14 protein-coding genes are annotated in these 10,781 nt (G+C 31.0%); 6 read left to right on the top strand and 8 right to left on the bottom strand.

Translation table 11 applies throughout. The annotated features are described in order from the left end of the window. Positions 1 to 27: 27 nt before the first annotated feature. On the bottom strand, positions 28 to 192 hold the full coding sequence (locus MOV42_RS00975) for a hypothetical protein (protein ID WP_324171953.1): 165 nt from the start codon (positions 190 to 192) through the stop codon (positions 28 to 30). Between the two features lie 366 nt (positions 193 to 558). Between MOV42_RS00975 and MOV42_RS00970 the strand changes: the two genes are divergently transcribed. From MOV42_RS00970 to MOV42_RS13970, 4 genes are all read left to right on the top strand, one after another. After that, complete coding sequence (locus tag MOV42_RS00970; RefSeq protein ID WP_324171952.1) at positions 559 to 813, top strand: type II toxin-antitoxin system RelE family toxin; 255 nt, start codon at positions 559 to 561, stop codon at positions 811 to 813. Between the two features lie 331 nt (positions 814 to 1,144). Further along, on the top strand, positions 1,145 to 1,927 hold the full coding sequence (locus tag MOV42_RS00965) for a patatin-like phospholipase family protein (protein ID WP_324171951.1): 783 nt from the start codon (positions 1,145 to 1,147) through the stop codon (positions 1,925 to 1,927). 345 nt (positions 1,928 to 2,272) lie between these two features. Further along, entirely contained in the window at positions 2,273 to 3,865 is a 1,593-nt protein-coding gene (locus MOV42_RS00960; protein ID WP_324171950.1) for a phospholipase D family protein, read from the top strand. A 351-nt stretch (positions 3,866 to 4,216) separates the two neighbouring features. Next, on the top strand, positions 4,217 to 5,149 hold the full coding sequence (locus MOV42_RS13970; RefSeq protein ID WP_416385452.1) for an IS256 family transposase, variant Zn-binding type: 933 nt from the start codon (positions 4,217 to 4,219) through the stop codon (positions 5,147 to 5,149). A 247-nt stretch (positions 5,150 to 5,396) separates the two neighbouring features. On the opposite strand, the gene MOV42_RS00950 is transcribed toward MOV42_RS13970, so the two are convergent. The 6 genes from MOV42_RS00950 to MOV42_RS00925 form a co-directional block, all read right to left on the bottom strand. Then, on the bottom strand, positions 5,397 to 5,651 hold the full coding sequence (locus MOV42_RS00950; protein ID WP_324171949.1) for a hypothetical protein: 255 nt from the start codon (positions 5,649 to 5,651) through the stop codon (positions 5,397 to 5,399). Positions 5,652 to 5,714: 63 nt separating this feature from the next. Continuing rightward, entirely contained in the window at positions 5,715 to 6,410 is a 696-nt protein-coding gene (locus MOV42_RS00945) for a hypothetical protein (protein WP_324171948.1), read from the bottom strand. Continuing rightward, complete coding sequence (locus MOV42_RS00940) at positions 6,407 to 6,700, bottom strand: hypothetical protein (protein WP_324171947.1); 294 nt, start codon at positions 6,698 to 6,700, stop codon at positions 6,407 to 6,409. Before MOV42_RS00940 ends, MOV42_RS00945 begins: the two co-directional genes overlap by 4 nt. After that, a complete protein-coding gene (locus MOV42_RS00935; protein ID WP_321779503.1) occupies positions 6,697 to 6,858 on the bottom strand; it encodes a hypothetical protein in 162 nt (53 codons plus the stop codon). Before MOV42_RS00935 ends, MOV42_RS00940 begins: the two co-directional genes overlap by 4 nt. Then, positions 6,859 to 7,242 carry a hypothetical protein gene (locus MOV42_RS00930; RefSeq protein ID WP_321779502.1) on the bottom strand — a complete coding sequence of 128 codons (384 nt, stop codon included), beginning with the start codon at positions 7,240 to 7,242 and terminating at the stop codon, positions 6,859 to 6,861. Then, the gene (locus MOV42_RS00925) at positions 7,243 to 8,253 is read right to left on the bottom strand and encodes an Lrp/AsnC family transcriptional regulator (RefSeq protein ID WP_324171946.1); all 1,011 of its coding nucleotides are present in this window, start codon (positions 8,251 to 8,253) and stop codon (positions 7,243 to 7,245) included. It abuts the gene before it with no gap. 103 nt (positions 8,254 to 8,356) lie between these two features. Between MOV42_RS00925 and MOV42_RS00920 the strand changes: the two genes are divergently transcribed. Together MOV42_RS00920 and MOV42_RS00915 are read left to right on the top strand one after the other, a co-directional pair. Beyond that, entirely contained in the window at positions 8,357 to 8,953 is a 597-nt protein-coding gene (locus tag MOV42_RS00920) for a bifunctional precorrin-2 dehydrogenase/sirohydrochlorin ferrochelatase (protein WP_324171945.1), read from the top strand. Further along, positions 8,950 to 9,348, top strand: coding sequence for a hypothetical protein (locus MOV42_RS00915; protein WP_324171944.1), 399 nt, complete (start codon positions 8,950 to 8,952; stop codon positions 9,346 to 9,348). The genes MOV42_RS00920 and MOV42_RS00915 overlap by 4 nt, the downstream gene beginning before the upstream one ends. Here MOV42_RS00915 and MOV42_RS00910 read toward each other — a convergent pair. Further along, complete coding sequence (locus MOV42_RS00910) at positions 9,345 to 10,550, bottom strand: MFS transporter (RefSeq protein WP_324171943.1); 1,206 nt, start codon at positions 10,548 to 10,550, stop codon at positions 9,345 to 9,347. The genes MOV42_RS00915 and MOV42_RS00910 overlap by 4 nt on opposite strands. Positions 10,551 to 10,781 lie beyond the last annotated feature (231 nt).

The raw sequence follows: 10,781 nt of genomic DNA, 5'->3' as shown, positions 1-10,781 counted from the left end.
AATTTAATTCTCTAAACACCCGCTACCCTATGCTACATTTTCACTAAACTTAATATAGTTCTCATCATTTACTTTTAAATTATCATAATAAATATTCATAGGTTTATTATATTTCAATGTCTCATGAAATCTTCTATAATTGAACCCTCTGAATAAGTCAGCTGATTCTTCTTTGTTTTGACATTCTAGCATTTTTAAGAGACTTTTGAGTTTATTTTCTATATTTCAACTTATATTTGTAGGATATGTCTCTTTTTTGTTCTTTTTTTATTAGTTCCTAGTTCTATTCAAACGTTATATAACAGTTCAATGATTTGACAAAGTGAATATAATTGAATATAAATATTCAAAGGATTTCATTATGAAAACAGTGACAATGCGAGTTGACGATTCTATCTATGATATGATTAAGCTTGCAGCCCAAGGTCAAAGAAGAAACCTTTCAAACTTCATCGCAATTTGTAGAAAAAGATAAAATGACTGAAATTTTAGAAGATAAAGAGCTTGTAGAAAATCTAATGAATGGATTAGAAGACTTCAAAAAAGGCGATTATAAAATTGTTTAAGTATCAAATTGCGGAAACTAAAACTTTTGAAAAAGTTAAAAAAAAGATAGACAAAAAACTGTATTCAAAGATTGTAAATTTTGTTTATCCCCAACTTAGAGAAAATCCATTTTATGGTTCTAATATAAAAAAATATAAAGACAATTTAGAAGGTTATTATAGATATAGAGTTGGGAATTATAGATTTTTTTATCTTATTGAAGATTATAAGCTTATTATAGCCGTTGTTGATTTTAAACATAGATAAGAAGCTTATGACTAACACATAACAAAATATAGAGACTGTGAAATAACTAAACCCAAAGCAGTCTCGCAGGAGCCAATATAAACCCGCAAGCGAGTTTATATTGGCTCCTTAAACGTTATATTAAAAAGAATAAAAAAGATATTGATGAACTAAGTTCTATTTTACAAAATCCGTAGGGATGGATAAAAAACAAACGGCTACTCAGTAGAAGCAATAAATGAGTTTATAAGAGATACAATTGTTAATGTTAATGGTATATATTATGTCGTTTCTCTAAACCCTCATCTATTATTTGAGATAAAATAAAAGCCTATAAAGGAAATTAGAATATATGATTCAAAAAGAGATTAAAAATAAAGAATTTTGCTTGGTTCTCTCTGGTGGCGGTGCATTAGGTATAGCACAGATAGGTGTTCTCCATGATTTAGAAAAAATGAATTTATCTCCATCTGAAATCGTAGGTACTAGTATGGGTGCTATAATTGGTGCATGTCTTAGTATAGGGATGAAAGAGAGAAAAATATTTTATCTTTTTAAAGACTTTGCAAATATTTTCAATTGGGTTAAACTGTCTTTTACTGGTAATTCTATAATTAGCAGTAAAAAAATAGAGAAAATTTTAGATAATATTTTCTTTGATATAAAAATGAAAGATACAAAAATCCCACTTAAAGTAATTGCTACAAATACACTAAATGGAAATATAAAAGTTTTTAACTCAACTGATGATGTCAAGATAAAAGATGCTCTCTTAGCTAGTATGGCTATTCCTGGTATATTTGAAGAAAAAAAAATAGACAATATAATATATAGTGATGGATTTTTATGTGAAAATCTAGGTATAAATCAATCAAGTTATGACGATATTTTAGCAATAGATGTACTTGGTAAAAATTCTTTTAATAAGAATATGCCAAATCATTTTTTTAAGACCAATAATGTTTTAGATATGTTTGAAAAATCCATGCGAATACTCATATACAATCAAACAAAAACTTCTTTATCAATATCTAAGAAAAACATACATATCCTAGAGCCAACAACAAAAGATTACAAAACATTTCATTTTCATAAATATAAAGAAATTAGAGAACTTGGTTTAGGTTTACTATAGATTTGCAAATCACACTACTCCCCCTATGAGTGAATCTCCACTTTTAGGACAAAGAATATAACAAAACTGAGCAAGAAAATATGTTACCTTTGCCGATTTTTAGCTTTGAAAACTCCAAAGATTTAGATACCATTGTAGAACTTCAAAGACTACAAAGATAGGTAACATATTTTTGTACTCAACCGTTATGAGTCTAGGAGGGTTCAATGAAGATAATTTTATTAATAAAACTGAATCTGTACAACACGTATACTCAGTTGATAATGAATTGGATGTTTTTGAAAATCATTGGAAAACTTCATCGAAAATTCGCAACAAAGCTCTGCACACCATATGAAGTTTGATATGGAAAAATCTGTTAAATGCCATAAAGTGCTAATACAATCCTTTATTCTTGCGACAATTCTGTTTGTCTCACAATTGCTTGCTCAAGAAAGCGCAACTATTGAAAATATTGTTGTTCCTTTAGTTGAGAAACATCCAGATAAAACTGGATTGTATGTGCTCGAGAAAGGTGGCGAAGCTTTGCTTACACGAGGATGGTTGGCAGATAGAGCAATAAAAAACATCGATGTGCAGTATTTTATCTGGGGTAATGACAATATCGGCAAGCTTGCGGCTGAGACCTTGCTTAGAGCTGCAGAGCGTGGTGTACACGTACGTGTGCTAGTTGATGATTTTTTAATGGATGCAGAAACGGATGAAATTTTTGCCATGGCCTATCACCCAAATGTCGAAATTCGATTATATAATCCAGTACATTCTATAGGCGTTAATTTTTTTGAAAGATTGACTGAAATGGTAATAGATTTTCGTGGTAGTAATCAGCGCATGCACAACAAGATGTTTGTAGTGGATAACATGATAGCTATTACCGGTGGGCGAAATATGGAAGATCAATATTTTGATTTTGGTCATGCCTATAATTATCGGGATAGAGATGTGTTACTGGTAGGTGATGTAATCAGTCAACTGTCAGATACATTTGAAGAGTTCTGGAATAGCGATCTGGCAAAGCCTGTTGAACAATTAGTTAGCAACCCCTTTAAGTCTGATATTGACTGGTCACCAGAAGATGAATGGGGAGATAAGCTGGATGTTAATCATGAAGAAGTTCTAAATAAGCTAGATATCCACACTCGCAAACAAGTTAATTCTATATATAAAAATTTACATGCTTATGCGCAAGATAAATCTAATTATTTGCCGGAAGTTCGGCAGTCTATGATTGGCATTACCAGTGAAGTGGTGGCCATTACAGAGTCAGCGTATTGGTTAGACGCATCTTTTATTAGTGACAGGCCTGGGAAAAATAATACCTGGTTTAATTTTAATTTGGGTGGTGGTGGTGATTCCACAACAGCACTGGCTCAGCTGTTAAACTCTGCAAAAGATAATGTGGTTATTCAATCACCATATCTAATTTTAAGTTCAGATGCATGGGATTTATTTGAAGCGGCACTAGCTAGAGGTGTGTCGATTAAAATTTGTACCAACTCATTAGCCGCAAGTGACAATTTAGCCGCGTTTAGTGGTTACAGCTCTCAAATTAATAAATTACTAGACGCAGGTATTGAAGTGTATGAATATCGTCATGACGCTAAACGAAGATATGATTTAGTTAAACAATATTCTCAATACAAAGAAGGTAAGCTACCTATATTTTCGTTGCATGCAAAAACCATGGTTGTTGATGACAGTATTGTCTTCATTGGAACATTTAATCTTGATCCACGCTCTGAAAACTTGAATACGGAAGTGGGCATTATAGCAAAACATGATGAGCTTGCCCGTGCAGTAAAACGTGAAATTGAAATTGATATGTCAGAAGGTAATAGTTGGAATGTGAGAAAGGATGGACGTAATAATGATACATCTATAATGAAGCGTGGAAAGTTATTTTTTATGAAGTTGCTACCACTAGAACCAATATTGTAGAGAAGGTGTAAAAAACAAGTAGTATCTTGCAGTTGATGCATAACAAGTATGAGGGACTGTGAAAAAACACAGTTTCCTAGGAGATAAACAAGTAACCTTATACTAAAAATGAAATTTGAATATGCCTATTTTTCATAAATTAGGTAAATTTAAAGTTTTAGGAATTTACACTGGATGTAGACACAAGTGATATGGATCAAGAAGAACTTGTTACATGGTCAGATATTAATAATCGAACTCTCTGAACAAGTGATTTAAAGTAAAATTTTTTAGGCTGAAAAGTGCTTGAAACTACTGTATAGTAATGGTTAAAAAGGTTTTATTTACAATGAGCTGTAAAAAAATGCAAAAATCTGTCCACACTGTACATCAAAAAAGACTAAAAAAAATGGTGAATTAGGTGGAATTCAGAGATATAAATGCTCAAGTTGTAATAGTTATTTTTCATCAAAAAGACGACCAGATAAATTACAAGAAATTATTTTTAAAAAGTATATTTATAAGAGACAAACACTAAGTGATTTAGCAGAGGAATATAAGAAAAGTTCTCGATGGATTCAGAAGCAAATATTTGAATATGAACCAAATATAAAATATCATAAACCTAGAGCGATAGTTCTTATCTGTGATGCTACTTTTTATGGCAAACGCAAAGATAAACTTGGAACGCTAGTTTTTAAAGATGACATTACCAAAGAGATACTTTTATCCAAACATATTCAAAGTGAACTATCAGCTGACTATAAACTATTACTCAATCAACTTTTAGAGCTTGGCTATACAGTTCTATCAGTCACAATAGATGGCAAAAGAGGCTTACAAAAGGTTTTTAAAGACTTTCCACTACAAATGTGTCACTTCCATCAGGCAAAGACTGTGAGAAGATATATAACTAAAAGACCAAGACTACAAGCTGGAAAAGATTTGAAGAAAATCATGTATCGACTCACTCAAACTAATGAAAAAAAATTTACTAAAAAGCTTGATGAATGGTATGAAACATATAAAAATTTTATAGAAGAAAAAAGTATCAATAATGATACTGGTAAATCATATTACACTCATCAAAAAGTTAGAGCTGCATATAGAAGTTTAAGAGCTAATCTTTCATATCTTTTTACAAGAAATAAATATAAAAATTTCAAGATTCCAAACACAACAAATACTCTCGATGGTGGAACTTTTTCTCCATTGAAAATACTCATTAAAATCCACAGAGGATTAAGCAAAAGCTTGAAGTTAAAAATGGTTGATGATTATTTATTAAACTATAAGAAAAAATAATTATTCAGCCTAAAAAAATTTACTTTAAATCGGATTGTTGAATCTTTAAATTCTTTGGTGTACTTACTTATTCTCATGGATTACCTTTATTTATTTTATTTTAACTTAGAATTATTTAAATTCTTTGTATGAATTTAGGTTACCACTCCAAAGAGCTAAATACTGATGTGAAGGATTATGATAAATTAGCTTATATTTGGGCGTAAAAGGGAATTAGATTTTAAAAGAAGCTTTCACGCATCAAAAATTAGTCCATTTCTAAAACATCATCACCATCTGAATAGTCAATATTTGAATCAGGTATTGACTTTATAGAATCAGGGTTAATTTCAAAACTTTTCAAATCAAAGTCTTCACCTTTATAAAAAGTTTGCTCTCTTGCATACTTTTTTTCTAGTTCTATCTGTTTTTGAATTTCTTTATCCATTTTAGTTTCTTGCTTAGCATCTACTGCCAATAAAAATGAGTTGAGGATTATGAGCAATATAAAAATATTTTTCATCAATTTTTCCTTTTGATAATTTATATTTATAATTATAATATAATTTTATTATAATATAGTTGATTAATCCCAAAAATTTAATGGATTTGGATATAAAAAGGTGTAGTTTAGTTTTGCTACTATTAACTCTGAGTTAATTATTTTAAATGTTTTATCTTCAAAAGTTCCTAGTTTAAAAGCAAATTTTTTAGCATTATTTTTATGTACCTCTGAACGAAGTGGGTGACTTGGCGCAACAAGATTAAAGATACCGTTTTTTATATTATTTTTAAGTAACTCTTCTATGATTCCGATAACATCTTGACGATGAATATAATTTACAGGACCATCTTTAAACGCAGATACTTTGCTCCACTTTCCAGCGATTCTATCTTCACCCATTAAACCACCAAGTCGCAAAATAAGAATATTTTTTCTTAGTTTTTGCATTAGTTCTTCTGCTTCTTTTTGAAGACCTTTTTTTGTTATGTTTACGCTTTCATCTACATTAATATTAAACTCTCTATATACAGAAATAGAACTTAGTAAGATTATATTTGTAGATGCTACGCTTAATTTTGCAATTTTTTGTAAAGTAGCTAGATAGTTGTCTTTTGTATTCATAGCAATTATTATTGTGTCATTTTTCCAAAAAAAAGAGTTATCTAAAGTTTTTTCTCTATTAAAGCATTCAACATCAAACTCTTTTTCAAGAGTCTTGGCGAGTGGTTTTCCAAGCCAACCACAGCCAATGATAGAGATGCTTTTAAAGTGTGTCATTTTTTTGGATTATTTTTAATGTAGCTTTTCTTGATTAGTAAAAATTCGTATAAAGACATAGTTCCACCAGCTTCTTGTATGAGGCTATCTGTATCTTCAAACTGACCTTGAATTTTTTTAACTTCTATATAAGCACTTGGCTTTACTTCATTTGTGGCAATACTTATCGCTCCTGCCCACATTAACACTATCATAACCCAAACAGTTTTTTTTGCATTTGCGTAAACACCTATAAAATGAAAACCTATACTTAAAATTACTGCGATAACAAGTATGATATTTAAACTCATTTAGTCATATCCTCCCCTCTTGGTTTCATCTCAATACCCATCTCTTTAACCATGCCGTTGGCAAAACTCATAACACCAAAAGTTCCTGCTAACATAAGTACAACAACAACAAAAAGAAAAATAAGTGCCATTGAGTATCGTTTTAAAATTGCTAGCATCTACTTAGGTACTATTCCATCAAATTCTATACATCTTGAGGTATGAAAATCACGCTCATAACCATCATTTTTAAACTTATCGCCTTCAAGCCTCCATCCTAATTCTTTAGAAAGTAAAACTGATCTTGAAATAGTTCTACGCATTTTGTTTTCACAAATGATAGTTTCATTGTTGTTAAAAATCTCTTTTACGCCTTCCATTCTTGTGGTTGTCATATAGAAGTGAAAAGAAATCATCAAAGTTAAAAATCCTCCAACACCTAACATGCCTCTTTTAAAAGCAACCTTTGGCATAAAATCTCTAGTAGTTACAATTGCTGTTATTGTTAATATAAAAGCACCAATGATAAGATATACTATCTCTAATTCAAAAAAAAGTTCCATTTATTTCCCCTGTTTGCTATATTGTTCTTCCCAAGCTTTAATTGCTGGGGTGAAGTATTCTATGCGTATCTTTTTAAACTCTCTTGAGCTATAAAGTGGCATATGAGTTTTTGAGTCTATTTCTTGTGCCATTTCAGCAATTATACCATTAGTTTCTTCTTTTGTTTTTCCATGAACCATAGTAAAAAGATTAAATTGCCAGTTTGGATACTTTGGTCGAAGGTAGCAGTGACTAACAGCACTAAAGGCTGCCGCTATTTCTCCAATAGCTTCGCCTTTCTCTCCTTCATCAACATCCCAAACAACCATTGCATTTGCATTAAAACCAGCTTTTCTATGATTAAGTATAGACGCAAATCTTCTCATTATCCCAGCAGCTTGAAGTTCTTTTAAAATAGAGAAAAATTTATCATAATCAATATTCAAATCATCAATAATCTTTTTAAATGGCTCACTTATCATTTCTATATCATATTGTGCCGTTCTTACTATTGCGTTATGAAGGGGTGTCATCTCTATCTCAGTATGAACAACTTTTTTAACTTTTTCCTTTTTCTCATCTTTGCCAGTTGTGTTTAATTTAACATTAATTTTAAAAAGTTTTAGAGTTGGAAGCATAATGAAATCATCTGCTTGGGTTAGTTTTGCAAGTATCTCAACAGTTTTATCAAGTCCTAGTGTAGAATCAGGAGCAACACCAAGTGTAAACCATATGTTAAAATCATGGTTTCTCTCATAGTTGTGAGAAATTCCTGGATGAGAATTTATAATTTTTACTGCATCATCTATTTTATCTTGGGCAACTTTAAATGCGACAAGAGACGATTTGTAACCTAATCTTTTAGTATCAAAGATAGCTGATGTTTGGCGTATGATTCCATTGTGCTTCTCTTCTTGCAAGATAGATAAAACTTCATCTTCACTCATTCCTAGTTCATTTGCAATTACCTCAAAAGGTTTTGCAACAAGTGGAAACTTTTTTTGTATTCTTGATAGTATTTCATCTTTCATATTAATTGTCTTTGTGCTTAATTTTAGTATTTAGGATTTTAGCTAATTTAAATTAATTTTAGTTGATGTCTATCAAGTTTGGAACTTTTCAAATTATGCTATTATGTCATTAAAAAATAAAAAGAGATTTATGGCTTACTTTCCTGCTTTTATAAAACTTGATAATCAAAAAATACTTATCGTTGGTGGTGGTCATATAGCCTATGAAAAGCTAGAGCATTTACTAGACTTTACACAAGATATTTCGATAATTTCTCTAGATTTATCAGGTGATATGTCAAAGTGTATAGAAAAGAACAAGCTATCTTATGAGAAAAGAGCTTATAAAGAAGGTGATATTTCAGAATTTGGCATTGTTATTATTGCTCTTGATGACATACCTCTTCAAGCAAAAATTTTTGCCGAATCTAAAAAGTATAACTGTTTATGTAACTCTGTTGATTCAGTAGACTACTGTGACTTTATCTTTCCATCTTATATCAAAAAAGATGACTTAACTATTGCTGTTTCAACATCAGGGGCATCTCCAGCGATGGCAAAGCATCTAAGAATTTATTTGCAAAATCTTATCCCAGATACTATTGGCGACTTTTTAAAAGAGATGAAAAACTTAAGAAAAACATTACCAAAAGGTAAAGAAAGAATGAAAATGCTTGATGAAAAAGCACAAAAATATATACAAAATTGGAGTAGTAAATGAGTGAAGAAAAAAGTGAAATGAGTTTAGTAAAAAAGATTTTTGTATTTGCTTTGCTATCAGGTTTTTTAATTATGGGTATTTTGTCTATGAAAAGAGCAATGCCAGAACCAAAAGAAGAAAGAATTTATAAAGCCATAAAAGTTTACAGTCCTTATAAACTAGAAAAGAGAATGGGTGGACTAGAGATTCTAAACACACAAACAGATGAAAAAGAAAAACCTAGCAACGCTGAAGTTTTACACCGCTTAGATGAGCTTGATAAAGAATGGGCAAAAGAGCATCTAAGTGTTGAAGGTAATGATCTTGTTATTACAACTAATGATGATGAGACTGTAAAGATTCTTATAGAAACACCAAAAGAGAGAGCTTTCATAAAAAGCTTTTTTGGTATTTAATCCTTAAGCTTAAAAGAAAAGTATAAAGACAAAAATAGCATGGCACTTGCTGTGCTATAAAGCACTGTATAACTAAAGAAGTGTAGAATAACTCCCCCTATAAGTGAAAAAAACAATCCAAAAGAGATAATATTTATCTGTAAAGCAACATAAACTGGTCTTTTATCTGCAGGAGCAAGAGCTAAGATAAGGTTTCCAGATGCTATGCGATTTCCATCTAATGCTGCTCCAACAAGAAAAAAGATTAACATGTATTCATAAAGCGTAGATGCGTTAAATGTTATAAAGATTGCGATAATTTGTAAAGATATAGATATATTTGCTGTAAGTTTATTTAAACCTTTGCCACTAAGTCTTCCCCACAAAAAATTACTAAGCATAGCCCCTACCATTTGAGTGGTAATAAGACTACCGATAGCTACACCATCAAGAGAGATTTTTGTCTGTGCATCTAGGATAATAAACGGCAGAGCTAAAAGATAGCCATAGGCCAAAAGAAAAGTCTTTAGTTGTATCTGTAAGTCTTTGTCTCCTTTTAAAGTCATCCAAGAGTTGTGTAGAAACTTTTTAAAAGTGTCTTCCCGTTGGCTTACTTTTTCTTTTACAGGTTCATCAACGGTACCAAAAGAAAGGTAGCCAAAACCCATGATAAATGAGCTAATAATAAAGAGATATCCATAACTATATGGTGCTTCAAAAGCATGAATAATCCAACCAGCTAGTGCTCCACTAAGAAGTCCACCTGCCCCACTGAAAAACTGTCTATAAGCCATAGTCTTTCCACGAAACTTATGAGAAAATATCTTGCCTATGATATCTTTAAAATAAATCGCCCCAAAACCAGCACTAAATGAGAATATAAAAAGACCAATACCAATGGAAAAAAGCGTCAAATTCGGAGAATTTTCTCCAAAAAGGATGATTGCCACACCGATAAAAAACCATGCAAAAAACCTAACTATAAAAACCCGTCTAAGATAAGGCAACATAAGAGAGTAACTCTGTGCCTGAAATGCTGCAAAAAGCTGAACAACAATAGCCCCACCACGAAGTAAAGCCGCAAAAAAACCAACCAAAATAGAACTACCACCAAAGTAGTTAACTATAAGAGGTAAGATAGTAGAAGGCTCAGCTATCGTAGTACCAATAGTAAGAAAAAATCCATGAAGTATGTTTCTAATATGGTTGGAAAATTTATCCATCAAAGACCTTTAAAAATGTTTTTTGTAATTATAGTGGAAAGTTTACTAAAGTAGTGTGTAGATGTTTAGTTTTATGATACACCTCTTGTATGACAGTCATTGCGAGGAAGCATAACGAAGCAATCTAGCTTGGAAATGTATTTTAAAACGGATTAACTTAAGTATGCATTCCCAATATATTAAATACTTATAATTAACAATCATAAACCATGATAGTTAATTATCTGTTTT

This window comes from Sulfurimonas sp. (genome assembly GCF_029027405.1).
In the GTDB taxonomy this organism is placed as follows: domain Bacteria; phylum Campylobacterota; class Campylobacteria; order Campylobacterales; family Sulfurimonadaceae; genus Sulfurimonas.
The sequence above is the reverse complement of the archived record's forward strand: the minus strand, read 5'-3'. Positions and strand labels throughout refer to the sequence as shown.

Coding starts and splice junctions, on each gene's coding strand:
- MOV42_RS00910 (WP_324171943.1), bottom strand. CDS start 10,550: ATGGATAAATTTTCCAACCATATTAGAAACATACTTCATGGATTTTTT.
- MOV42_RS00930 (WP_321779502.1), bottom strand. CDS start 7,242: ATGGAACTTTTTTTTGAATTAGAGATAGTATATCTTATCATTGGTGCT.
- MOV42_RS00960 (WP_324171950.1), top strand. CDS start 2,273: ATGGAAAAATCTGTTAAATGCCATAAAGTGCTAATACAATCCTTTATT.
- MOV42_RS00935 (WP_321779503.1), bottom strand. CDS start 6,858: ATGCTAGCAATTTTAAAACGATACTCAATGGCACTTATTTTTCTTTTT.
- MOV42_RS00965 (WP_324171951.1), top strand. CDS start 1,145: ATGATTCAAAAAGAGATTAAAAATAAAGAATTTTGCTTGGTTCTCTCT.
- MOV42_RS00915 (WP_324171944.1), top strand. CDS start 8,950: ATGAGTGAAGAAAAAAGTGAAATGAGTTTAGTAAAAAAGATTTTTGTA.
- MOV42_RS00945 (WP_324171948.1), bottom strand. CDS start 6,410: ATGACACACTTTAAAAGCATCTCTATCATTGGCTGTGGTTGGCTTGGA.
- MOV42_RS00925 (WP_324171946.1), bottom strand. CDS start 8,253: ATGAAAGATGAAATACTATCAAGAATACAAAAAAAGTTTCCACTTGTT.
- MOV42_RS00950 (WP_324171949.1), bottom strand. CDS start 5,651: ATGAAAAATATTTTTATATTGCTCATAATCCTCAACTCATTTTTATTG.
- MOV42_RS00940 (WP_324171947.1), bottom strand. CDS start 6,700: ATGAGTTTAAATATCATACTTGTTATCGCAGTAATTTTAAGTATAGGT.
- MOV42_RS00920 (WP_324171945.1), top strand. CDS start 8,357: ATGTCATTAAAAAATAAAAAGAGATTTATGGCTTACTTTCCTGCTTTT.
- MOV42_RS00975 (WP_324171953.1), bottom strand. CDS start 192: ATGCTAGAATGTCAAAACAAAGAAGAATCAGCTGACTTATTCAGAGGG.